Raw genomic sequence first — 22,720 nt, forward strand, 5'->3', positions numbered from 1 at the left:
TAGTCCAATCCAAGGGTACGGGGTGGAGGCTCGCCCGGGGGAGCGCAGGGTCACGCGAAGATGTTCAGCTCCCTCACCTCCGCCCCCGCCAGCTCGTACGACGCCCCCTCCACCGGCCGCCCCGCATACAGCCGTACGAGCGTGGCGGCGTCCCCGATGTAGCGGGCCGGTGGCCGTGGGGCCGTCGGGTCGCCCAGGCGCAGGGGCTCGTCGACGTCGTCCAGGTCGGCGTGCAGGGGCGTGTGCCGCCGCTCGCGGGTGAGCCAGGCGAGCAGCCGGAGCGCGTCGGGCAGCCCGGCCCCCGCGTACGCCCCCGGCTCCCCGAGCACCTCCCGTACGTCACCGGCGTGCACCCACTCCCCCAGCGCAATGCCGTCCAGCGCCCCGCCGGCCTTGGCGATCACCGGCCCGGCCTCGGTCATCCCGCGCTCCAGCTCGTCGACGACCTGCGCGTCGGTCCAGTCGGCCCGCTCGGCGATGTCCCGGTCGTTGGACTCGGGCGAGAAGACGCCCTCCTCGAACCGGTTCTCCACCACCCGCATCAACGCGGCCGAACAGTGCGCCAGCACATCCCGCACCGACCACCCCGGACACGCGGCGGTCGGCAGCGCGAAGTCGGCCTCCGACCTCGCCCGCAACAGCGGAACCAGCGCATCCCGCTCGACGACCAGCAGCCGCCCCGGCAGCTCGGGATCCCGTACGTCGTGCACGTCAGCAGTAGTCATGGCCTCCACGCTAGGGGGCCGGGCGCGTGGCCGGGAGAACGCGGGCGCACCCGGGAGAATGACTCCATGGCCGATCTCGACGCCCTGCGCACCCGTTTCGCCCAAGCCCTCGACGCGACCCGCTCCCCCGCCACCACCCCCGACCCGGCCCCGTACGCCGACAACCTCCTCACCCGCTGGCAGGAACCGCAGCGCCACTACCACACGCTCACCCACCTCACCGCGGTCCTGGACCGCATCGACGAGCTCGCCGACCACGCCGCCGACCCGGACGTCGTACGCCTCGCCGCCTGGTTCCACGACGCGGTGTACCTGCCCGACCGGTCGGAGAACGAGGAGCGTTCCGCCCGCCTCGCCGAACGCGCCCTCCCGGAAGCCGGTGTCCCCGCCGAGCGGACCGCCGAGGTGGCCCGCCTGGTCCGCCTCACCACTACCCACGCCCCGGCACCGGACGACCGCGACGGCCAGGTCCTGTGCGACGCCGACCTCGCGATCCTCGCCGCCCCGCCCTCCGCGTACGCCGCCTACACGGCCGCCGTCCGCGAGGAGTACCACTTCGTCCCGAACGACGCCTTCCGCGAGGGCCGGGCCGCGATCCTGCGCCAACTCCTCGACCTGCCAAGCCTGTTCAGCACGCCGTACGGGCAGGAGAAGTGGGAGGCCACCGCCCGCTACAACCTCTCCTCCGAGCTGGAAATGCTGTCGCTCTGACCAGCCCGCCGCCGTAGCCTGCTCGGCATGCGAGACATAAGCGGGGAACGCGTGGAACAGGCCGTCGCGAGTTGCGTGGCGCTGCTGCGAACGGCGGCGGACCGGGACTGGACGGCCGTCAGCGCCGGACGGCTGGAGTGGGACTGCCACGCCACCGCGTTCCATATCGCCGAAGACCTCATCGCCTACGCCGCCAACCTGGCCGGACGCGCGCAGGACGACTACGTCCCGTTCGAGATCACCCTGGACGACGGCACCGACAACGAGGGCCTGCTGCAGGTCATCGAGACGACCGGCGCCCTCCTCACCGCCACCATCCGCACCACACCCCCCGAGGTGCGCGCCTTCCACCCCTACCCCTTCCGCAGCGCGAACCGCGAGGGCTTCGCGGCGATGGGCGTGGCGGAGGTCCTCCTCCACACGCACGACATCGCCGAGGGCCTGGGCCTGACCTACGAACCGCCCGCCGAACTCCCCGAGTTCGTCCTCACCCGGATCTTCCCGCACGTCCAGCCCGGGCCCGACCACTGGCGCACCCTGCTGTGGGCCACCGGCCGAGGTGACCTGCCCGGCCGCGCGCCGGTCAGCGAATGGCGCTGGCGCAACAACCTCGTCATCCCCACCGACCGCCTCACCCTCCAGGGCGTCACCCCCGCGGCCGCCGCCGACCTGAGCGCGGGCGGCGACGGCGGGTTCACCTGGGTCGTGGGCGGCCCCTTCGAGGGGACGCGGGAGGCGGCCGGGATGACGATGAAGGCCTATGAGACGGGCGTGCACCGACCCGAGTTCGGCCTCTTCGTCCTCGTCCGCAAGGAGGACGACCTCGCGGTCGGCGGCATGGGCTTCCACGGCGTCCCCGACGAGGACGGCCGGGCGGAGGTCGGCTACGACCTCGTGGAGGGCGCCCGCGGCCGCGGCTACGCCAGCGAGGCGCTCACCGCGCTCTCGGAGTGGGCCCTGGCCCGTGACGACGTACAACTCCTCTGCGCCACCGTCGAGGCCGACAACCACCCGTCACAGGGCGTCGCCACGCGCGCCGGGTATGTGCGGGCGACGGTCGAGGAGGAGCGGGCGGTGCAAGAGGGGCCCGACATGGACCCGACGCTCCGGCTGTACGTCCGCAGGGGGCGGCCCACGGCGGCCTAGCCTGGGGCGGAGCCGACCCGCACCGCCGTAGGGAGCCGCCATGTCGTTCACCGACGAGGAGATCGCCTACCTGAGCTCCAACCCGCTCGCCCGTTTCGCCAGCCTCTGCGCAGGCGAGCAGCCCGATGTGGTGCCGGTGGCCCTGGAGTTCGACGGGACCCACTTCTGGGTGGGCGGCCCGCGCTCCGAAGTCCTCGGCACCCGCAAGTTCCGCAATGTCGCCCACGGCCGCGACAAGGTGGCCTTCGTCGTGGACGACCTGCTCTCCATCGAGCCGTTCGTCGCCCGCGGCATCCGGGTGTACGGCGTCGCGGACGGCCCCGTGGAGCGGGAAGGCATGGTGGGTCCCGGTCACTATCTGCGCATCACGCCGACGCTCTCGTGGAGCTGGAACCTGTCGGATCCTCCCCGGCCGTCCGGGGACACCTGGTACCCCATGCGCCGGGCCACGCACGCGTGACCCACGTCACGTTCGCTCATGTCACATCCCGCCCGACCGTTCCGTCATATCTGCGTAACCCGACGACAACGGCAAGGGAGTTGGCCATGAACGCCCGCTTGAACCTCCTCGAGAACCCGATCACCGGCAAGGTCATCAAGCACTTCGGGGCGGCCGGCAAGGTGGTGCACGACTCGCCGCTGCCGCTCAGCACCCAGCACCTTGTGACGCTCCGGGCCAGCCAGATCAACGGCTGCGGCTTCTGCACCGACATGCACAGCAAGGACGCCGTGGCCGCCGGCGAGGACTGGCTTCGCCTCAATCTGGTCGCGGCCTGGCGGGAGGCCACCTGCTTCACCGAGGCCGAGCGCGCCGCCCTGGAACTCACCGAGCAGGGCACCCGCATCGCGGACGGCGCCGGTGGGGTCCCGGACGAGATCTGGGAGAACGCCGCCAAGCACTACGACGAGGAACAGCTCGGCGCCCTGGTGATCCTGATCGCCATGATCAACACCTACAACCGGCTGAACGTCATGATCCAGCAGCCCGCGGGCAGCTACCAGCCCGGCCAGTTCGCCTAGCCGGGAGCACTGCGCGCGAGACCGAGGGGGCGCTAGCCGGCCGCCCGCCCCTTCGGCCGCCGCAGCCCCGCCTCCGTCAACAACCGCACCACCTCACGGCTGCTGACCTCCACGGCACCCGCGCGCACCACATCGGCGTACCGATCCGACGGGATGTCGTAGTGATCCCGCTCGAAGGCCCGCCGCGGCACGCCCAACTCGTCGGCGAACGCATGCAGTTCGTCGTACGACACGTCACTCACGAGGTGCGACCACATCCGGCCGTGCCCCGGCCAGGTCGGCGGGTCGATATAGATCGTCACGACGTCACGCGTCTCACGCGTCTCACGTGGCTCACGCGGCTCACGCGGCTCACGAGGACGGCGCCCCGCCCAGGCCGGACGACCCCAGCGAGCCCACCGCCGCGACCTTCACCCCCGCCTGGTGGCACACCCAGTGCGGATCGGGCCCCAACTCCGGCTCGACGTCCAGCGCATGCGGGTCACCGGTGCCGCACACCGGGCACAGCGGCCAGCGGCCGTGCCGTTCCAGCAGCGCGTCCTGCACATCCTGGGCGACCAGCCCGGCCACGTACTGCACACCCTCCGGCCACTGGTCCACCCACCAGCGCCGTTGTACGACCGACTCCTCGACCAGCGACACGACGTCCGCCTCGGCGACCTTGCCCGCGACCAGGTCGGCGAGCACGAGGGCGCGGGCGGCGTGCAGCGCCTGCTCCAGCGGACTGATGGGTTCCATGCACCTATTGTGCGCACTCTTGACCAAGACACCGAGCCGAAAATATCTTTCATACGTGACCCAGAGAGTGAAGGAAAGTTTCGGCAGCGGCGGTGGCAGCGGCAGCGCAGGAGCCGGGTCGGGAGGAGCTGGGTCGGGCCCGAGCGGACCCCCGCCCGCCCCCGCCGCCCTCGCGGCCAAGGTGCGCACGCTCGCCCCGTCGATGACCCGCTCCATGCAGCGCGTCGCCGAAGCGGTCGCGAACGACCCGGCGGGCTGCGCGGCCCTCACGGTCACCGGCCTCGCCGAACTCACCGGCACCAGCGAGGCGACGGTCGTACGCACCGCCCGCCTCCTCGGCTACCCCGGCTACCGCGACCTGCGCCTCGCCCTCGCCGGCCTCGCCGCCCAGCAGCAGTCGGGCCGCGCCCCCGCCATAACGACCGACATCGCGGTGGACGACCCCATCGCCGACGTGGTGGCGAAACTCGCCTACGACGAGCAGCAGACCCTCGCCGACACGGCCGCCGGCCTCGACACCGTCCAGCTGGGAGCGGCGGTGTCGGCTGCCGCGGCGGCCCGCCGTATCGACGTGTACGGCGTCGGCGCGTCAGGGCTGGTCGCGCAGGACCTCACGCAGAAGCTCCTGCGCATAGGGCTGATAGCCCACGCGCACAGCGATCCGCACCTCGCCGTGACGAACGCCGTGCAGCTCCGTGCGGGTGACGTGGCCATCGCCATCACGCATTCCGGGTCGACGGGGGACGTCATCGAGCCGCTGCGGGTCGCTTTCGAGCACGGGGCCACGACGGTCGCCATCACCGGTCGCCCGGACGGGCCCGTCACTCAGTACGCCGATCACATCCTTACGACGTCGACGGCTCGGGAGAGTGAGCTGCGGCCGGCGGCGATGTCGTCCCGGACCAGTCAGCTGCTTGTGGTGGACTGTCTGTTCGTGGGGGTTGCTCAGCGGACTTACGAGATGGCGGCGCCTGCGTTGGCCGCGTCTTATGAGGCACTGGCGCATCGCCATCGTCGATAGACCGTAGGTCCAACGGTCGCGGGTCGTCTGCGGGTCCGTCGTGGCTGGTCGCGCCCACGCGGCGGAGCCGCATATCAATACAGCCCCGCGCCCCTGAAGGTCGGACAGGACACCGCACATCAGAAAGAGCCGTCTCTCATGACCTCGACTTCCAACCCTCGAGATCTCCGCGCCGAGTTGGACTCCCTCACCACCGAGGCCTTCCGGCCCGAGCTCGCCGAGATCGATCAGCTCCCCACCCTCGACATCGCCCGGCTCATGAACGGCGAAGACACTTCCGTGCCCACCGCCGTGGCCTCGCGCCTCCCCCAGATCGCCGCCGCCATCGACGCCATCGCCGACCGGATGGCGCAGGGCGGTCGGCTCATCTACGCCGGCGCGGGGACGGCCGGTCGCCTGGGTGTGCTGGACGCCTCCGAGTGCCCGCCCACCTTCAACACCCGCCCCTCCCAGGTCGTCGGGCTCATCGCGGGCGGCCCGGAAGCGATGGTCACCTCGATCGAGGGCGCCGAGGACTCCAAGGACCTGGCCCGCGCCGACCTCGACGCCCTCGCGCTCACCGTCGCCGACACCGTGGTCGGCATCTCGGCCTCCGGGCGCACCCCGTACGCGATCGGCGCGGTCGAACACGCCCGTGCGCAGGGCGCGCTGACGATCGGCCTGTCCTGCAACCCCGACAGCGCCCTCGCCGCTGCCGCCGAGCACGGCATCGAGATCGTCGTGGGCCCGGAACTGCTGACCGGCTCGACGCGCCTGAAGGCCGGCACCGCCCAGAAACTGGTCCTCAACATGCTCTCGACGATCACGATGATCCGCCTGGGCAAGACCTACGGGAACCTGATGGTCGACGTCCGCGCCTCCAACGACAAGCTACGGGCCCGCTCCCGCCGTATCGTCGCCCTGGCCACGGGCGCGGACGACACCGACATCGAGCGGGCCCTGACGGAGGCGGGCGGCGAGGTGAAGACGGCGATCCTGATCCTGCTGGGGGATGTGGACGGCCCCACGGCCGCCCGCCTCCTGGAGGAATCCGACGGCCACCTGCGCGCCGCGCTCGCGGCGGCTACCTGACCCACTTCTCAAGGGCCGCCGTACGGACAACTCCCCTGTTAGCGTGACCACATGACGGCACCGACCACCTTCCGCATCGGCGGCGACCTGGAAGTACGGCGACTCGGATTCGGGGCGATGCACCTGCGGCCGGAGACCGCCGAGGCCCGTGCCGCCTGCGTCGCGGTCGCCCGGCGGGCCGTCGAACTGGGTGTCACGCTGATCGACACGGCGCACATGTACGGCTGGGGCGCCAACGAGGATCTGCTGGCCGAGGCCCTGCACCCGTACCCCGCCGACCTCGTGATCGCCACGAAGGCAGGTATCCGCCGGACCACCTCCGGCGAGGGCTGGCGGCACGCGGGCGAGCCGGCCGACCTCCGCGCCCAGGTCGACGAGGCCCTGCTCCGCCTCCGCCTCGACCGCGTCGAACTGCTCCAACTCCACCGCCTCGACCCGGGCGTACCCCTCCCCGACCAGCTCGGCGCTCTCCGCGACCTGCGCGACGAGGGCAAGGTGGGCCGGATCGGCCTGTCCGAGGTCACGGCCTCCGAGCTCGCGGAGGCCAGGACCGTCGTCGACATCGCAAGCGTCCAGAACCGCTACAACCTCCTCGACCGCGAGCACGAACCCGTACTCAAGGCCTGCGAGTCGGCGGGCATCGCATTCCTGCCGTGGCGGCCGGTGGCGGCGGGACAGTCGGGGGCCAGGTCGGAGATCGCCGCGGTGGCGAAGGAACTCGGCGCGACCCCGACGCAGGTCGTCCTGGCCTGGCTCCTCGCCCACTCGCCGGTGATCGTCCCGATCCCGGGGACGACGAGCATCACGCACCTGGAGGAGAACCTCGGCGCGAACGCCGTCCGCCTCACCCAGGACCAGTACGACCGCCTGAACCGCGCCTCCGAGTCGGCCTAGGTCCATCGAGTTCATTTCCGGCCGGGGATCCGCTCAGGGACCGTTTCAGGAGCGCGGCAAGAAGCGAGCGATCTCCGCCGCCACGGCTTCGGGGACGACTGACGGTGCGAAGTGCATCTGGCCGGGGAACGTCGTGAGGGTGACGTGGGGCAGTACGGCCGCGAGCCGGTCGAGGGTTGCGGGCATCGGCTGCCAGGTGTCGGCCCCGCGCATCAGCAGCGTCGGTGCGGTGACAGCGGACCACCGCTCCATGTCCACCGAGTCGGCGGCCATCGATTCGAGGTCACGACACCAGCCGGGTGCGTCGTCGGGGTGGTTGTCGTCCGACTCGCCGGCATCCATCAGGTCCAGCAGCGCGGCCGGGACGCGGGCCACCTTCTCCCCCAGCAGACGATCGGCCCGCCGCCGGTCACCGCGCGCGGTCAGTTCCTCGAACTCAGCCAGCACAGGCGCCAGTTCCTCGCCCGCCGCGTACAGCGGCGGCTCCCACAGCACCAGGGAGCGAACCGGCAGTCCGGCTGCCATGGCGTGCAAGGCAACGGTGGCGCCGTAGGACATGCCGATCAGGTGTACGGGACGGCCGATCTTGTCGATCAACGCCCTGAGATCCCCCACCTCGTCAGCGAAGCACTTCGGCGACCGGCCCGGCCCACTCGGGGCGTATCCGCGCCGGGCGGGCAGCCACAGCTCGAACCGGTCGGCAAGTTGTTCAGCCACCGGCTGCCAAGAGTGCAGCCCACCGCCGGAACCGTGAACCAGGACGACCGGCGGCCCGGAGCCGAGCTGTCGACAGCTGATGGCTGTCCCGTCGAAGGACTCGAACGATACGAAGGACCCGGAGAACTCTGACAACTCGATCGCACTCGGCATGCCGGGACCGTTGCACGGTACATCCGGTCCGGTCCACCGAATTTCCGCAGCTGGGGGCAGCCGCCCTAGCCACGGTCGAGTCGGTCGGCCAGGTCGGCCAGGTCGTCGGCGTACAGGTCGAACCGGTCCGAGGAGGTGGGCGGGTCGCCGACGGGGCGGGCGACGTAGGCGGTGCGCAGGCCGAGGTTCTGTGCTCCGCGCAGGTCCCAGGCGTGGGCGGCGACCATCAGAAGGCGCTCCGGCGGTCGGCCGGAGACGGTGACGGCCAGCTGGTAGACCGCCGGGTCCGGCTTGTAGGTCCGGGCGTCCTCGGCGGACAGGGCCTGGTGCCAGCGCAGTCCGGCATGGGCGTTGAGTCCCAGCAGCGCCGTCCGGCCGGCGTTGGAGAGTGCCATCAACGGAAACCGCTCGGCGAGTCGGGCGAGCCCTGCCACCGTGTCGGGCCACGGCGGGAGCCTGCGACCCGACAGGGCCAGCGCCGCCACGGCGATCGGGTCGTCGACTCCGACGGCATCGGCGACGAGCCGAGCGGCTTCCAGGTCGAGGAGGTCGCTGGTGAGGTAAGGCCGGGCGCCGTCGAGCACGCGACGTTGCTCGCGGTCGATGTGCTGTTGCCACAGCGACAAAAGGTCCTCGACCCTGGAATCGTCGAGCGAGGGATCGAGTTCACGAATGCCGGCCCGGATACCGGCGGGTTCGTCGACAAGCGTGCCGAGCACATCGAACACGACGGCATCGATCTCTGGCTGCGACATGGGCGTGATCTCCTGACTCCAACCCGCCTGACAGTCCCTAACGCGGCAGTCTCCCCTCCCTGTTGACCTGCCGAACCCGCGCCAACAGCTCCTCCTTCGTCGGCGCGGGCTCCACGGGCTCCCCCCGCAACACCGCCGCGAGCCGCTCCGCGGTGCGGACATTGCAACGCCCGAGCTGGACCAGAGCGAACGGCTCGTCACTGGCGCCGGTTACTGGATCCACGCACAGGGAGGGCAGCACGACGCCCACACCCCTGAGCGCCTCCCGCAGGGACACCACGACTTCTTCGGTCGACCGCACGTTGGCTTCACCTCTCCACGCAGAGTTTGCGATTCACAACACAGCGTGGCGGGCCCGCCTCTAGCCTGGCCATACAGGGGACACCAACATCTCCGATGTTCGACCGGGAGCTGCCATGCCGGGACCCAAGGACCTCGACCCGTCGTCATCGCCGCGCGCGCTGCTTGGGGCGGAATTACGTCACGCTCGCGAGAAGAAGGGCCTCAGTCAGGAGGCCCTGGGCCTGAAACTGTTCGTCAGCGGCACGTTCGTGGGCCAACTGGAGGCGGGTACGCGGCGCTTGCGGCCGGATATCGCGCCGCTGGTCGATGAGGTACTGGGCACGAACGGGTTCTTCGAGCGGAACTGCGAGGCGGCCAACAAGTCCAGGTACCCGGAGCACTTCGCGGAGGCGGCGGAGGCCGAGGCTCAAGCCACGGCGATCAGACAGTACGCACCACTCCTGATCCCGGGGCTGCTGCAGACTCCGGCGTACGCACATGCCGTGAACCGCGCGTATGACCCGACGGCATCCGAGGAGACCATCGACGAGTGGGTGGCGGGCCGGATGGAACGGACGCGTCTACTGAACAACCCAACAACCCCGTTGTTGTGGATGGTGCTTGACGAGGCGGTACTGCGCCGTGAAACCGGCGGGCGGGCGGTGATGGCGGAGGCCCTGCGCCACGTCGCCGACCTGGCCCGACGGAGCCGCGTCATCGTGCAGGTACTTCCCTTCAGTGCGGGAGCGCACAAATCGATGGAGGGTTCGCTGCGGTTGATGGACTTCGAGGACGCCCCTCCGTTGGTCTATCTCGAGGGGCCTAGCACCGGACGACTGGAGGACGACCCGGCCACCGTCGCCCAACTCAGGTTCACCTTCGAACTCCTCACGGCCTCCGCGCTTTCGCCGCAGAAGTCCCTGGCGTTGATCGAGGCGGTGGCGCAGGATTACGCACATGAGGAACATCCCTGAGTACGACCTGAGCACGGCTGTCTGGCACAAGTCGAGCTACAGCGGTGGGGGCGGCAATGAGTGCCTGGAAGTCACCCACGACTTCCCCACCCTCGTCCCCGTCCGCGACTCCAAGACCCCCCACGGCCCGAAGCTCGTATTCCGAGCATCGGCTTGGTCGGCCTTCGTCAAAGCGGTCAGGATCTGACCTAGTCGGCTCCTAACGTGGCTGTCATGACTGAGACCACGCACAGCCCCGTCACCGTCACCGCCACCGACGAGCGCGCCGACCTGCTGGAAGCGCTGGCCAAGCAGCGGTACTTCCTTCGCTTCACCACCCGCGACCTCACCGACGAGCAGGCCGGCGAGCGGACCACCGTCAGCGAACTGTGTCTCGGCGGCCTGATCAAACACGTCACGTCGGTGGAAGGGACCTGGGCGGCCTTCATCCAGCACGGCCCGTCGGCGATGCCCGACTTCACGGCCATGACCGAGGCCGACTTCGCGAAGCGGGCCGACGAGTTCCGGATGCTCCCGGGTGAGACGCTCGCCGGCGTGCTGGCCGACTACGAGGAAGTGGCGCGCCGGACCGACGAGTTGGTCGCCACCCTGCCCGACCTGAACGCCGCCCACCCGCTGCCCAAGGCCCCGTGGTTCGAGCCCGAGGCTCGATGGTCGGCCCGCAGGGTGCTGCTGCACATCATCGCCGAGACGGCCCAGCACGCCGGTCACGCCGACATCATCCGCGAGGGCCTGGACGGCTCGAAGAGCATGGGCTGACGCACCGATTCGCCCGGCCCGAAGCTCAAGCGTCCAGCCCCGAGCTCTCTTTGTAAGGAATGGTTGGAGGGCCTCAACCCACCCACCCACCCGGCGAGTTGACTTGACGCGTTCGGCTTGCCACGCACCGTAACGATCGTCTAGCGTGCCCGCATAACGAACAGCCCCCGCCAGGTGCTACCAACACCTGCGGGGGCTTGACCTACGAGATCGAAGGACAAGTTCGATCCCATGGCTGATGCCAAGCTTAGTGCTGCCTCCCTGCCCGCGCACGCGTCCCCACACCCCATGGCCAATCCGGGCTACGGCAAACGCAGCGCCCCGGACCAACGCCCCCGCGCCGCCCACGACTTCGCCGCCCTCCCACCCCGCGAAGCCGCCATCGCCGCCTACATCGACCGCCTCCCCGACGGCGCCGACATCTCCGTAAAAACGCTGGCCAAGCAGCTCCCGTACGGACAGTGCGCCCTCCGCACGGCGCTCAACAACCTCCAGCGGGCAGGCCACTTGCGCCGGGGCCGCGAACGGATCACCGGCGAGGGCAGCTCGCGATGGATCACCCGATCGTGGTTCACCCGCACCGCACGCGACGACAACTGGTGGGCGACGTTCACCCGGGGCGACGTACCGCAGGAGCCCCCGGACCACCCCCGCCCGACCCGCTCCCGCGCGCACATCCTGCTCGCCGCCCTGGGCCGCGAGACCCCCGCCCTCTCCCTCTCCGAGGCCGACTGCGCGGCCCTCGCCCCGCTGGTCACCGCCTGGCACGCCCGAGGCGCCACCGACACGGACGTAGTCCGCGCCCTGACGACCGGCCTCCCCACGCCGGTCCACCACCCGGCGGCACTCCTCCGCCGCCGCCTGACCGACAAGCTCCCACCCGAACCCGCACCGGCCCCACACTCTCCCCGCCGGATCCTGGAGTGCGCGGAGTGCGGGGTCCCCGGCCGCCCGGAGGCTCTGCCCGGCGGCATCTGCAGCGCGTGCCGATGCGAACGCGCCCCCGACCGCACTCACACACCCCTGCACGCCTCCGTAATCCACGCCCGAGCAGCAGAGATTCGTGCCGCAATGTCCGTACGACGACACGAAAGGACACTCGCATGACAGCGCCCACGGTCCGACGGCACCACCCCGGGGCACGATGGAGGGGAGGAGGCGAAGCCATGACCCCCAGCACCGCCGAACGTCCGCAGATGCCCATCGAGGACTTCGAGGAACTGGAGCGCCGGGCGCCGGAGACCGTCCGGCTTGAGTACATCAACGGAAAACTCGAGGTCAAGGCAATGCCGGATGGCAACCACGGTTCAATCTTCATGTGGCTGCTACGGCAATGCCTGCTGCAACGCCCTGACCTGGATCTCATGCCCGAGCGAGGCGTCAAAGCCGAGGTACACCGCAAGGGCCGTGCCATCACTGACGGCTTCCTCGCGCCTGTGGACCACTTCAGGGGGCACGGCAACTGGTCCGACCCGGACGGCGCACTCATGGCCCTGGAGATCACCTCCCACGACCCCGATACCAACAAGCGTGACGGCATCGACAAGCCCATCGGCTACGCCGAAGCCGACATCCCCGCCTACCTCCTCATCGACCGCGACAACAACACGATCACGGTCTACAGCGAGCCCAAGGACGGCCGCTACCAGCAGTCCCCGTCCTACCCTTGGGGAGCCACCGCGGAGATCCCCTCCCCCGTGAACATCACCCTGAGCACCGAGAAGCTCAAGGACTACGCAGACTGATACCTATGAACCACGCCCAGCTCACCGCCCTGGGCCGCGCCCTCCGCCTCCTCGGCGAGCACGGCGAGGCCCTCACCGCCGACACCCCGGACGCCAGGCTGCACGAGGTCAAGGCCGACCTCCGCCGCGCCCTGGACCTCCTCGACGAGAGCGTCACCGGCGCCGCTCCCACCACCCGCTGCCCCGAGCACCCGAACGGCCCGGTCGACGAGAACGCCCACGACCTGTGCCTGCTCTGCGAAACCCGCCGCCGGGCCGCCCGCCGAGCCGAGTACAACGGCGGTCCCGTCCCCCCGCCCACCACCGAGACCGCCCCCTCCCGTTACGGCGTCCGAGGCGACCGCCCCCAGCCCCAGCAGCGCTGGCTGCCGGAGCTGTGGAACGGGCAGGAGTGGCAGCTGTGCGGCACCCCGCGCCGCGATCGCCGCGAGGCCGAGCTCTATCTCGCCGCCGCGCGTCGCGGCCCACGCCCCGCCATGGCCTACCGGCTCGTGCACGAGTTCACCGACTACGAGGTGCTGCGCGTCTGGGGTACGCCGGTGAAGGTCGACATCGAGCCGATGGGGAATCTGTAGGCCCCGGTCCCGCCATTCGGCGTTCGCCGTCCGCCGTTCGCCGTTACGACTTCGCCGTCGCCCCCACCTGCTCCACCGCCCCCTCCGACACCGGCCCCCCACCGGCGGCAGCCCCCTGCTGCCGCGGGATGAACGACGCCACCACGAACGCCAGCAGCGCCGCCCCGGCGCCCACCGCCAGGACCACCTTGAAGGCGTTCTCGGACGGGAGGGCGTAACCGCCGAGGTTCGTCGTCATCTGGGCCAGGAGCACGCCGGCGACCGCGCTCGCCGTGGACGTACCGAGAGAACGCATCAACGTGTTGAGGCTGTTCGCGGCGGCCGTCTCCGACGCGGGCACGGCGCTCATGATCAGCGCGGGCATCGAGCCGTAGCCGAAGCCGACGCCGGCGCCGATGATGCAGGCCACCAGGACGAAGTGCCAGACCTCGGACATCAGCACGATGTTGAGGCCGTAGCCGGCGGCCACGATCAGGACACCGATCATCAGCGTGACCTTCGGCCCCTTGGCCCGCGAGATGGCGGCCGACACCGGGGCCGTCGCCATCATCACCAGGCCGGACGGCGCCATGCACAGACCGGCGACGAGCATGGACTTGCCGAGGCCGTAGCCCGTCTGCGCGGGGAGCTGGAGGATCTGCGGGATGACCAGGCTCATCGCGAACATCGCGAAGCCCACCGCGATCGAGGCCAGGTTGGTGACCAGCACCTGACGGCGGGCCGTCGTCCGCAGGTCGACCAGCGGCTGCTCAACCCGCAGCTCCCACCAGCCCCACGCCAGCAGGACGACTACGGCCGCGGCGAACAGCCCCAGCGTCGTCCCACTGCCCCAGCCCCAGTCTGCGCCCTTGGAGACGGCCAGGAGCAGACAGACCAGACCGACCGCCATCCCGATACCGCCCACCAGGTCGAAGCGCCCGCCCGTGCGCACCCTCGACTCGGGCACGACCAGCACCACGCACAGCAGCGCCACGACACCCATACCGGCCGACGTCCAGAACAGCACGTGCCAGTCGAAGTTGTCCGCGATGAGCGCGGCGGCGGGCAGGCCGAGCGCGCCGCCGATGCCGAGGGAGGCGCTCATCAGGGCGGTGGCGGAGCCGAGGCGCTCCGCGGGGAGTTCGTCACGCATGATGCTGATGCCGAGCGGGATCACACCGGACGCCAGACCCTGGAGCACCCGTCCGACGATCATCGGGACCAGCGACTCGCTCAGGGCACAGACCACGGAGCCGCTCACCAGCAGTACGACGCTGACCAGCAGCATCCGCCGCTTGCCGTACATGTCGCCGAGCCGCCCCATCACCGGCGTGGCGACGGCGGCGGCCAGCAGCGTCGCCGTGACCGCCCAGGCGGTGTCCGACGCGGGGGCGTCGAGCAGCCGGGGCAGCTCCGGGACGATCGGGATGACCAGGGTCTGCATCAGCGAGACGACGATCCCGGCGAAGGCCAGCACCGCCACCACGGCGTTCGACCTCGGCGGGGCGCCACCCCCGGCCTCGGCGGGAGGGGCAGGGGCGTGGGACATGGCGGAGCCTCCGTCGGCGTACAGGCACAAAAGGGGTGCGTAATTGACCGAGGCAACCTTAAGTCAGTTGATTGACTTACTCAAGCGGCACAGATCAGCCCCGCGCCTTCAAGAGGCACGGGGCTGCCCTGAGCGACTGTGCTGCGCGACGAGCCGGGGTCAGCTCAGCGTCTGCAGCGCCGCGGCGTCGTACGGCTTCAGCTCGTCGAGGCGGTCGCCGAGGATCTTCGCCGCCCACTCAGGGTCCTGGAGCAGGGCGCGGCCGACGGCCACCATGTCGAACTCGTCGCGCTCCAGGCGGTCCAGGAGGTCGTCGATGCCCTTGACCGGGGAGCCCTCGCCGACGAAGGCCTTGATGAAGTCGCCGTCGAGGCCGACCGAGCCGACGGTGATGACGGACTTGCCGGTGAGCTTCTTCGTCCAGCCGGCCAGGTTGAGGTCGGAGCCTTCGAACTCCGGGATCCAGTAGCGGCGGGTGGAGGCGTGGAAGGCGTCGACGCCGGCCGCGGCGAGCGGGGCCAGGATGGCGTCCAGCTCCTCCGGGGTCTCGGCGAGGCGGGCGTCGTAGGCCTCCTGCTTCCACTGCGAGTAGCGGAAGATGATCGGGAAGGACGCGGAGACCTTCTCGCGTACGGCGGCCACGATCTCCGCGGCGAACTTCGTACGGGCCACCGGGTCGCCGCCATAGGCGTCGGTGCGGCGGTTGGTGCCCTCCCACAGGAACTGGTCGACGAGGTAGCCGTGGGCGCCGTGGATCTCCACGCCGTCGAAGCCGATGCGCTCGGCGTCCGCGGCGGCCTCGGCGAACGCGCCGATGACGTCGTCGAGGTCGCTCTGCGTCATCGCCTTGCCGGTGGCCTCCTCGGCGCCGATGCGCAGACCGGAGGGGCCGACCGCCGGGGCGTCGGCGTAGGGCAGCTTGCCCGGCCGGCGGACCATGCCGATGTGCCAGAGCTGCGGCACGATCGTGCCGCCGCCCGCGTGCACCGCCTCGGCGACCTTGGCCCAGCCCGCCAGCTGCTCCTCGCCGTGGAAGCGCGGGACGCGATCACTGTCTCCGGCCGAGTCGTGCCCGACGTACGTGCCCTCGGTGACGATCAGGCCGACGCCGGCGGCGGCGCGGCGCGCGTAGTACGACACCACGTCCTCACCGGGGATGCCGCCCGGGGAGAACATGCGCGTCATCGGCGCCATCGCGATGCGGTTGGGGACGGTCAGGCCGTTGATCGTGGTCGGCCGAGACAGGATCTGAGCCGCACGGGAGGCGGGGGTGGAGGTGACGGTCACGCGGGGGCTCCTGGGATAAGGGTTCGGTTGACCGGGTGGTATGTGCGTGTGCATTGTTGCACCCACTTAAGCAACCGATTATGCGGGTCCGCGCATTCCGTGGCTGCCGTATCCGTCCGTGATCCCGGCCACCCCCGCCATGCCGCGCCCCGCCCCGCCCTGCCCTGCCCTGCCCTGCCCGCCACCGAGAATGTCCGTATGCCGAAGCCCCCACTGCTCTCCACGACCGAGCTGGAGCGTTCCTCCGTCGTCGCCAACAACACGATGAACCGGGAACGCGGACTCGCCGGAGTGAACAGCTACGCCCGTGAACTGGGCTTCGACCCCCTGTCCTGGCTGGCCGCCCGACCCGACGCCCCCTCCTGGCTGGACCTGTGCAGTGGCGAGGGCCGCGCCCTGCGCGAGGCCGCCTCGGCGCTGCCCGACGACGCGGTCCTCACCGGCCTCGACCTGGTCGGCCCACTGGTCCGCAGGCCGGCCCCGCCGACGCTGACGGAGATCGTGGCCTCGGTGTCGTCCTGGGCGCCGGCCCGGACGTACGACCTGATCACCTGCGTACACGGCCTGCACTACGTCGGCGACCAGCTCGGTCTCCTCGCCCGCGCCGCCTCCTGGCTCGCCCCCGACGGACTGCTCGCCGCGCACTTCGACCCGGAGTCGGTCCGCTGGGCCGACGGTTCGGCGGCGGGCCGGGCAGTGGTCTCGGCCCTGCGGTCGGCCGGCTTTCGCTACAGCGCCCGCCACCACCGGCTCACCCTGGAAGGCGGGCACGAGGTCACGCTCCCGTTCCGCTACCTGGGCGCCGACCCTGGCGCGGGCCCGAACTACACGGGCCAGCCTGCGGTCGGCTCCCACTACGGCCACCGCCATTGAAAACGCCCGAGGGCGGCACCCCCTGTCGGAACAGGGAGTGCCGCCCTCGGTACTTGCGGACCGGGTCCGAGCCTTCTTACGAAGAGGCTCAGAAGTCCATGTCACCGCCCGGCATGCCGCCACCGGCGGGCGCGGCGTTCTTCTCCGGCTTGTCGGCGATGACGGCCTCGGTGGTGAGGAACAGCGCGGCGATCGACGCGGCGTTCTGCAGCGCCGAGCGCGTCACCTTCGCCGGGTCGATGATGCCCTCGGCGACCAGGTCGACGTACTCGCCGGTCGCGGCGTTCAGGCCGTGCCCCGGGGTGAGGTTGCGGACCTTCTCCACCACGACGCCGCCCTCGAGGCCGGCGTTGACGGCGATCTGCTTCAGCGGGGCCTCAAGGGCGAGCTTCACGGCCTGGGCGCCGGTCGCCTCGTCACCCTCGAGCTCCAGCTTCTCGAAGACAGCGGTGGCCTGGATGAGGGCCACGCCACCACCGGCGACGATGCCCTCCTCGACGGCCGCCTTGGCGTTGCGCACGGCGTCCTCGATGCGGTGCTTGCGCTCCTTGAGCTCGACCTCGGTGGCGGCACCGGCCTTGATGACGGCCACGCCACCCGCGAGCTTCGCCAGGCGCTCCTGGAGCTTCTCGCGGTCGTAGTCCGAGTCGCTGTTCTCGATCTCGGCGCGGATCTGGTTCACCCGGCCCGCGACCTGCTCGGAGGAGCCGGCACCGTCGACGATGGTGGTCTCGTCCTTGGTGATGACGACCTTGCGGGCCTTGCCCAGGAGGTCCAGGGAGGTGTTCTCGAGCTTGAGACCGACCTCCTCGGAGATGACCTCGCCGCCGGTGAGGATGGCGATGTCGTTGAGCATGGCCTTGCGGCGGTCACCGAAGCCCGGGGCCTTGACGGCGACGGACTTGAAGGTGCCGCGGATCTTGTTGACGACCAGGGTCGACAGGGCCTCGCCCTCGACGTCCTCGGCGATGATCAGCAGCGGCTTGCCCGACTGCATGACCTTCTCCAGGAGCGGGAGCAGGTCCTTGACGGAGCCGATCTTGGAGTTGGCGATCAGGATGTACGGGTCGTCGAGCGACGCCTCCATCCGCTCCATGTCGGTGGCGAAGTACGCCGAGATGTAGCCCTTGTCGAAGCGCATACCCTCGGTGAGCTCCAGCTCCAGACCGAAGGTCTGGGACTCCTCGACGGTGATGACGCCTTCCTTGCCGACCTTGTCCATCGCCTCGGCGATGAGCTCGCCGATCTGGGTGTCGGCGGCGGAGATGGAGGCCGTGGAAGCGATCTGCTCCTTGGTCTCGACATCCTTGGCCTGCTCGAGCAGGGCGGCGGAGACGGCCTCGACGGCCTTCTCGATACCGCGCTTGAGGGCCATCGGGTTGGCGCCGGCGGCTACGTTGCGCAGGCCCTCCTTGACCAGGGCCTGGGCGAGAACGGTCGCGGTGGTCGTACCGTCACCGGCGACGTCGTCCGTCTTCTTGGCGACTTCCTTGACCAGCTCGGCGCCGATCTTCTCGTACGGGTCCTCGAGCTCGATCTCCTTGGCGATGGAGACACCATCGTTGGTGATCGTGGGGGCGCCCCACTTCTTCTCGAGGACGACGTTGCGGCCCTTGGGGCCGAGCGTCACCTTCACGGCGTCCGCGAGCTGGTTCATGCCGCGCTCGAGGCCGCGCCGCGCCTCCTCGTCGAACGCGATGATCTTGGCCATGTGAAGTGGTCCCTCCAGGACTGGGGGTGATTCCTTCGGACCGCGCCCGCGCCCGCGACGGACGGCTCGCACACCTCGTGGTTCCTTGCCCCACCTGGCCTGCGGGCCTCACCGACCCGGTCCTTCTTTGTCACTCTCACCTTCAGAGTGCTAACGCCAATGATTAGCACTCGGCCCATGCGAGTGCAAGCGGCTCTCGGGGATCGGGCGGGGCGCTCGGCGGGGCGCGAACAGGACCCGGGCAGCCTCCCGGCAAGCTCCGGGCAGGCCACGCACAGGCCTGGCCACGGCGAGGGGCCCACACCCGGGCACGGCGAAGGGCCCGCACCCCGGGAGGTGCGGGCCCTTCGAAGAAGAACGTCGCTGCTTTAAGTCGACGCGTGCTTCAGCCGGTCGCGAGCCGGACCATGTCCGCCTGCGGCCCCTTCTGACCCTGCGAGATCTCGAAATCGACTCGCTGGCCCTCTTCCAGGGTGCGGTACCCGTCCATCTGGATCGCGCTGTAGTGGACGAAAACATCCGCACCACCGTCGACCGCGATGAAGCCGTACCCCTTCTCCGCGTTGAACCACTTGACGGTGCCCTGAGCCATGCCTAACTCCCCTATTACTGGCCCTTGCACAGATCCACACTTCGCGGATCCGGGTCAGACCTCACCCCCCATCGGTCGGGGGCGTGCGCCGGAACGCGTCGACCGCGGCTGAATGTATCTGCCCAACTGCCGTCTGCAACAGGTCAATCGGACGAGAAATCCAGGCACGACCGGTCGGGAATGTGGGGACAATTCCCCTGACTTCAGGTCAAGTCGGACCCGATAAAAGGAACAAAAGCCGCAAAAAACCCGCACACTTTGGCTACTTCTTGTCGGGCGCGCGGCAGAAATCAAGGGCCACCGACCCGTGAATCGGCGGCATGTTCCCCAACTGTACCTCGCTCAACCACACAGAATTGCCCCCTCCGCTTCTCTCACGGAGGGGGCAATTCGATGAACTCTTGGTGACCGGTGTTACCAACGGTAATGATCGGTCATTCGGTCAGCCTGTCAGAAGGTCAGCCACCGGCCACGGCAGGAATGATGGAGACACCCGCACCGTCCGGCGTCGCCGTCTCCAGTCCCTGCTCGAAACGGACGTCGTCGTCATTGACGTACACATTGACGAACCGACGCAGCTTGCCCTGGTCGTCGAGAACCCGGGCGGCGATCCCGGTGTGGTTCTTCTCCAGATCGGCGATGACCTCGCCGAGGGTGGCACCTTCGGCGGCGACCTCGGCCTGCCCACCGGTGTAGGTGCGCAGGATGGTGGGGATGCGGACGTTGACGCTCATGCGGTGTGACCTCCGGTCGGGTATGCAGGTTCGGTGGGGCAGCGTCCCTAGGGGCGCGGGGAACTGCGCGACCAGCCCCCACCGGCCCGCAGCGAGCAACGGTCTTAGACGAGCCCAGCCTCGCGGAACGAGTCCAGGCTGGGACGAATGGTCGCAGTAAGCCCCGTCCCGGCCACCGCATCCAGCGTCTTGAGACCATCACCGGTGTTGAGAACAACCGTCGTCTTCGTCGGGTCGAGCACACCGCTCTCGATCAGCTTGCGCGTCACACCCACGGTCACCCCACCCGCGGTCTCCGCGAAGATGCCCTCGGTCCTGGCAAGGACCTTGATCGCGTCGACGACCTGCTCATCCGTCACGTCCTCCACCGCACCGCCGGTACGGCGAGCGATGTCCAGGACGTAGGGGCCGTCCGCCGGGTTGCCGATCGCCAGCGACTTGGCGATGGTGTTCGGCTTCTGCGGGCGGACCACGTCGTGCCCCGCCTTGTACGCGGTCGACACCGGCGAGCAGCCCTCGGCCTGCGCACCGAAGATCTTGTACGGCTTGTCCTCGACGAGCCCGAGCTTGATCAGCTCCTGCAGACCCTTGTCGATCTTCGTGAGCTGCGAGCCGGAGGCGATCGGGACGACGAGCTGGTCGGGCAGCTGCCAGCCGAGCTGCTCGCAGATCTCGTACGCCAGGGTCTTGGAGCCCTCGGCGTAGTACGGCCGCAGGTTGACGTTGACGAAGCCCCAGCCCTCGCCGGCCGGGTCGCCGATCAGCTCGGAGCAGAAACGGTTCACGTCGTCGTAGTTGCCCTCGATGCCGACGAGCTCACCGCCGTAGACCGCGGCCATGACGACCTTGCCCTGCTCCAGGTCGTGCGGGATGAACACGCAGGACCGGAAGCCGGCGCGGGCCGCCGCGGCACCCACCGCACCGGCCAGGTTGCCGGTCGAGGAGCAGGAGAGGGTGGTGAAACCGAAGGCGCGGGCGGCCTCCAGGGCCTGGGCGACGACACGGTCCTTGAAGGAGTGCGTCGGGTTGCCGGAGTCGTCCTTGATGAAGAGCTTGCCGGCGTCGACGCCCAGCTCACGCGCGAGGTTGTCGGCCTTGACGAGCTTGGTCCAGCCGGGGTTGATGTTCGGCTTGGTGGCCACGTCGGCCGGGACGGGCAGGAGCGGCGCGTAGCGCCAGATGTTCGCGGGGCCCGCCTCGATCTGCTTGCGGAGCTCCTCGGTGTCGTAGGCCGAGAAGTCGTACGCGATCTCCAGCGGGCCGAAACACTCCTCGCACGCGAAGACCGGTCCGAGGGGTACCCGGTGACCGCACTCGCGGCAGGACAGCGCCGCGGCGGGACCGAGGTCTACGGTGGATTCGGTGGTGCTTGCAACAGTCTGCACAGCCATGTGAGGCGAGGCCCTTTCTCCTCATCTTCCTCACGACGCATCTCGCCGTGAGACGGATTTGGCACCTTCCCTAGCCGGGAGCCTCGCGGTGACGATCGTCAGATCGACAGATCGACAGTGATCGCTACGAGAACCGACTGGAGGGTTGCCGGGGCTTCATCGGGCCGTTTCCCTCTGCCCCTCTGGATGAGCTGTATTCGGTTGTTAACGGCGGTTGACCCCGGACATGCGATGGTCATCCGCGTTGTTCAAGACTGTAACCGACGGCCAGGACAGTTGAGAGAGTCCGTCCGAACCGCGAGACAAACCGTGAGGAGCCGCCAACCGTGCTGGAAGAAGTCGAGCGCTGGCTGAGCACCCGCTCCTGGTCCGTGACCGATCGCCCGCTCCACCAGATCCTGGCCGCCAAGCAGCGCACGGGCCAGTCGGTCTCCGTCGTGCTGCCGGCACTCAACGAGGAGGAGACGGTCGGCGACATCGTCGCGATCATCCGTCACGACCTCATGCAGCAGGTTCCCCTGGTGGACGAGATCGTCGTCGTCGACTCGGGATCCACCGACCGCACCTCCGAGGTGGCCGCCGCCGCGGGCGCCCGGGTCGTCCACCGCGACGACATCCTGCCCCGCATCCCGACCGTGCCCGGCAAGGGCGAGGTGCTGTGGCGCTCACTGCTCGTCACGAGCGGCGACATCGTCTGCTTCATCGACGCCGACCTGAAGGAGTTCTCCTCCGACTTCGTCTCCGGCATCGTGGGCCCGCTGCTCACCGACCCCGGGGTCGATCTGGTCAAGGCCATGTACGACCGTCCCCTCGCCGGGGCGGCCGGGCAGGGCGGCCGGGTGACCGAGCTGATGGCACGCCCGCTGCTGAACATGCACTGGCCGCAGCTGGCCGGTTTCGTGCAGCCGCTGGGCGGCGAGTACGCGGCCCGCCGCTCGCTGCTGGAACAGCTCCCGTTCCCGGTCGGATACGGCGTCGAGCTCGGCATGCTGGTCGACGCGCTGCACCTGGTGGGGCTCGACGCCTTGGCCCAGGTGGACGTGGGCGTCCGCAAGCACCGCCACCAGGACGGTCAGGCCCTCGGCCGGATGTCCGCCGCGATCTACCGCACGGCCCAGCTGCGGCTGGCCCGCGGGCACCTCATCCGCCCCTCGCTCACCCAGTTCGAGCGGGGTGAGGACGGTTTCGAGCCGCGCACGTTCTCCGTGGACACGGAGGAGCGGCCGCCGATGGCGGAGATCGCGGAGTACGCCTCCCGCAAGGTGGCTTGAAGGCGGCCCGAGGCTCGTACGAAACGTCGTATACGGCCCCTGCCAGT

General features: G+C 69.8%; 27 protein-coding genes and 1 riboswitch. Of the genes, 15 read left to right on the top strand and 12 right to left on the bottom strand.

Going from position 1 to position 22,720, the window contains the following annotated elements:
* Positions 1–50 precede the first annotated feature (50 nt).
* Positions 51–725 carry a maleylpyruvate isomerase family mycothiol-dependent enzyme gene (locus tag EHO50_RS21020; RefSeq protein ID WP_181449663.1) on the bottom strand — a complete coding sequence of 225 codons (675 nt, stop codon included), beginning with the start codon at positions 723–725 and terminating at the stop codon, positions 51–53.
* Between the two features lie 66 nt (positions 726–791).
* On the opposite strand from EHO50_RS21020, the gene EHO50_RS21025 reads away from it, so the two are divergent.
* The 4 genes from EHO50_RS21025 to EHO50_RS21040 all read left to right on the top strand — a co-directional run bounded on the left by EHO50_RS21025 (position 792) and on the right by EHO50_RS21040 (position 3,602).
* On the top strand, positions 792–1,436 hold the full coding sequence (locus tag EHO50_RS21025; protein ID WP_128432015.1) for an HD domain-containing protein: 645 nt from the start codon (positions 792–794) through the stop codon (positions 1,434–1,436).
* A 27-nt stretch (positions 1,437–1,463) separates the two neighbouring features.
* Complete coding sequence (locus tag EHO50_RS21030; RefSeq protein ID WP_181449664.1) at positions 1,464–2,582, top strand: GNAT family N-acetyltransferase; 1,119 nt, start codon at positions 1,464–1,466, stop codon at positions 2,580–2,582.
* Positions 2,583–2,622: 40 nt separating this feature from the next.
* Positions 2,623–3,042 carry a PPOX class F420-dependent oxidoreductase gene (locus EHO50_RS21035; protein WP_128432017.1) on the top strand — a complete coding sequence of 140 codons (420 nt, stop codon included), beginning with the start codon at positions 2,623–2,625 and terminating at the stop codon, positions 3,040–3,042.
* Between the two features lie 86 nt (positions 3,043–3,128).
* Positions 3,129–3,602 carry a carboxymuconolactone decarboxylase family protein gene (locus tag EHO50_RS21040; RefSeq protein WP_128432019.1) on the top strand — a complete coding sequence of 158 codons (474 nt, stop codon included), beginning with the start codon at positions 3,129–3,131 and terminating at the stop codon, positions 3,600–3,602.
* A 32-nt stretch (positions 3,603–3,634) separates the two neighbouring features.
* On the opposite strand, the gene EHO50_RS21045 is transcribed toward EHO50_RS21040, so the two are convergent.
* Together EHO50_RS21045 and EHO50_RS21050 are read right to left on the bottom strand one after the other, a co-directional pair.
* A complete protein-coding gene (locus tag EHO50_RS21045) occupies positions 3,635–3,904 on the bottom strand; it encodes a DUF4031 domain-containing protein (RefSeq protein ID WP_128432021.1) in 270 nt (89 codons plus the stop codon).
* A 49-nt stretch (positions 3,905–3,953) separates the two neighbouring features.
* Positions 3,954–4,340 carry a hypothetical protein gene (locus tag EHO50_RS21050; RefSeq protein WP_128432023.1) on the bottom strand — a complete coding sequence of 129 codons (387 nt, stop codon included), beginning with the start codon at positions 4,338–4,340 and terminating at the stop codon, positions 3,954–3,956.
* A gap of 55 nt (positions 4,341–4,395) precedes the next feature.
* Here EHO50_RS21050 and EHO50_RS21055 point away from each other — a divergent pair, with 55 nt between their 5' ends.
* The 3 genes from EHO50_RS21055 to EHO50_RS21065 all read left to right on the top strand — a co-directional run bounded on the left by EHO50_RS21055 (position 4,396) and on the right by EHO50_RS21065 (position 7,326).
* A complete protein-coding gene (locus EHO50_RS21055; RefSeq protein ID WP_128432025.1) occupies positions 4,396–5,361 on the top strand; it encodes a MurR/RpiR family transcriptional regulator in 966 nt (321 codons plus the stop codon).
* A gap of 138 nt (positions 5,362–5,499) precedes the next feature.
* Positions 5,500–6,432 (top strand): N-acetylmuramic acid 6-phosphate etherase, encoded by a 933-nt coding sequence (gene murQ / locus EHO50_RS21060; RefSeq protein ID WP_128432027.1) that lies wholly within the window; start codon positions 5,500–5,502, stop codon positions 6,430–6,432.
* Positions 6,433–6,483: 51 nt separating this feature from the next.
* The gene (locus EHO50_RS21065) at positions 6,484–7,326 is read left to right on the top strand and encodes an aldo/keto reductase (RefSeq protein ID WP_128432030.1); all 843 of its coding nucleotides are present in this window, start codon (positions 6,484–6,486) and stop codon (positions 7,324–7,326) included.
* Between the two features lie 45 nt (positions 7,327–7,371).
* Here the strand turns inward: EHO50_RS21065 and EHO50_RS21070 are convergent, their stop codons facing one another.
* From EHO50_RS21070 to EHO50_RS21080, 3 genes are all read right to left on the bottom strand, one after another.
* Entirely contained in the window at positions 7,372–8,196 is an 825-nt protein-coding gene (locus tag EHO50_RS21070; RefSeq protein WP_128432032.1) for an alpha/beta fold hydrolase, read from the bottom strand.
* A 65-nt stretch (positions 8,197–8,261) separates the two neighbouring features.
* Positions 8,262–8,951, bottom strand: a complete 690-nt coding sequence (locus EHO50_RS21075) for a haloacid dehalogenase type II (RefSeq protein ID WP_128432034.1) — start codon at positions 8,949–8,951, stop codon at positions 8,262–8,264.
* A gap of 37 nt (positions 8,952–8,988) precedes the next feature.
* A complete protein-coding gene (locus EHO50_RS21080) occupies positions 8,989–9,252 on the bottom strand; it encodes a hypothetical protein (protein ID WP_128432036.1) in 264 nt (87 codons plus the stop codon).
* Positions 9,253–9,367: 115 nt separating this feature from the next.
* On the opposite strand from EHO50_RS21080, the gene EHO50_RS21085 reads away from it, so the two are divergent.
* The 6 genes from EHO50_RS21085 to EHO50_RS21110 all read left to right on the top strand — a co-directional run bounded on the left by EHO50_RS21085 (position 9,368) and on the right by EHO50_RS21110 (position 13,286).
* Entirely contained in the window at positions 9,368–10,207 is an 840-nt protein-coding gene (locus EHO50_RS21085) for a helix-turn-helix domain-containing protein (RefSeq protein WP_128432038.1), read from the top strand.
* Positions 10,191–10,394, top strand: coding sequence for a DUF397 domain-containing protein (locus EHO50_RS21090; protein WP_128432040.1), 204 nt, complete (start codon positions 10,191–10,193; stop codon positions 10,392–10,394). The genes EHO50_RS21085 and EHO50_RS21090 overlap by 17 nt, the downstream gene beginning before the upstream one ends.
* Positions 10,395–10,420: 26 nt before the next feature.
* Complete coding sequence (locus EHO50_RS21095) at positions 10,421–10,966, top strand: DinB family protein (protein ID WP_128432042.1); 546 nt, start codon at positions 10,421–10,423, stop codon at positions 10,964–10,966.
* Between the two features lie 231 nt (positions 10,967–11,197).
* Positions 11,198–12,073, top strand: coding sequence for a hypothetical protein (locus EHO50_RS21100; protein WP_246101294.1), 876 nt, complete (start codon positions 11,198–11,200; stop codon positions 12,071–12,073).
* Between the two features lie 59 nt (positions 12,074–12,132).
* Positions 12,133–12,711 (top strand): Uma2 family endonuclease, encoded by a 579-nt coding sequence (locus tag EHO50_RS21105; protein ID WP_128432044.1) that lies wholly within the window; start codon positions 12,133–12,135, stop codon positions 12,709–12,711.
* Positions 12,712–12,716: 5 nt separating this feature from the next.
* Positions 12,717–13,286, top strand: a complete 570-nt coding sequence (locus tag EHO50_RS21110; protein ID WP_128432046.1) for a hypothetical protein — start codon at positions 12,717–12,719, stop codon at positions 13,284–13,286.
* A gap of 43 nt (positions 13,287–13,329) precedes the next feature.
* Here EHO50_RS21110 and EHO50_RS21115 read toward each other — a convergent pair whose 3' ends face one another.
* Positions 13,330–14,814, bottom strand: a complete 1,485-nt coding sequence (locus tag EHO50_RS21115) for an MFS transporter (protein ID WP_128432048.1) — start codon at positions 14,812–14,814, stop codon at positions 13,330–13,332.
* Between the two features lie 159 nt (positions 14,815–14,973).
* Positions 14,974–16,101 carry an NADH:flavin oxidoreductase gene (locus EHO50_RS21120; RefSeq protein WP_128432050.1) on the bottom strand — a complete coding sequence of 376 codons (1,128 nt, stop codon included), beginning with the start codon at positions 16,099–16,101 and terminating at the stop codon, positions 14,974–14,976.
* A gap of 198 nt (positions 16,102–16,299) precedes the next feature.
* Between EHO50_RS21120 and EHO50_RS21125 the strand changes: the two genes are divergently transcribed.
* The gene (locus EHO50_RS21125; RefSeq protein WP_128432052.1) at positions 16,300–16,974 is read left to right on the top strand and encodes a class I SAM-dependent methyltransferase; all 675 of its coding nucleotides are present in this window, start codon (positions 16,300–16,302) and stop codon (positions 16,972–16,974) included.
* Positions 16,975–17,062: 88 nt separating this feature from the next.
* Here the strand turns inward: EHO50_RS21125 and groL are convergent, their stop codons facing one another.
* From groL to thrC, 4 genes are all read right to left on the bottom strand, one after another.
* A complete protein-coding gene (groL, locus tag EHO50_RS21130) occupies positions 17,063–18,685 on the bottom strand; it encodes a chaperonin GroEL (RefSeq protein ID WP_128432054.1) in 1,623 nt (540 codons plus the stop codon).
* 385 nt (positions 18,686–19,070) lie between these two features.
* Positions 19,071–19,277, bottom strand: a complete 207-nt coding sequence (locus EHO50_RS21135; protein WP_007493268.1) for a cold-shock protein — start codon at positions 19,275–19,277, stop codon at positions 19,071–19,073.
* A gap of 458 nt (positions 19,278–19,735) precedes the next feature.
* Positions 19,736–20,011, bottom strand: a complete 276-nt coding sequence (locus EHO50_RS21140; RefSeq protein ID WP_128432056.1) for a ubiquitin-like small modifier protein 1 — start codon at positions 20,009–20,011, stop codon at positions 19,736–19,738.
* A 104-nt stretch (positions 20,012–20,115) separates the two neighbouring features.
* The gene (thrC, locus tag EHO50_RS21145; protein ID WP_128432058.1) at positions 20,116–21,402 is read right to left on the bottom strand and encodes a threonine synthase; all 1,287 of its coding nucleotides are present in this window, start codon (positions 21,400–21,402) and stop codon (positions 20,116–20,118) included.
* 18 nt (positions 21,403–21,420) lie between these two features.
* A riboswitch (SAM riboswitch) is annotated at positions 21,421–21,595 on the bottom strand.
* A 133-nt stretch (positions 21,596–21,728) separates the two neighbouring features.
* Here thrC and EHO50_RS21150 point away from each other — a divergent pair.
* A complete protein-coding gene (locus tag EHO50_RS21150) occupies positions 21,729–22,673 on the top strand; it encodes a glucosyl-3-phosphoglycerate synthase (RefSeq protein WP_128432060.1) in 945 nt (314 codons plus the stop codon).
* Positions 22,674–22,720: the final 47 nt, after the last annotated feature.

It is taken from the genome of Streptomyces cyaneus, assembly GCF_004028635.1.
Taxonomy (GTDB): Bacteria; Actinomycetota; Actinomycetes; order Streptomycetales; family Streptomycetaceae; genus Streptomyces; species Streptomyces cyaneus.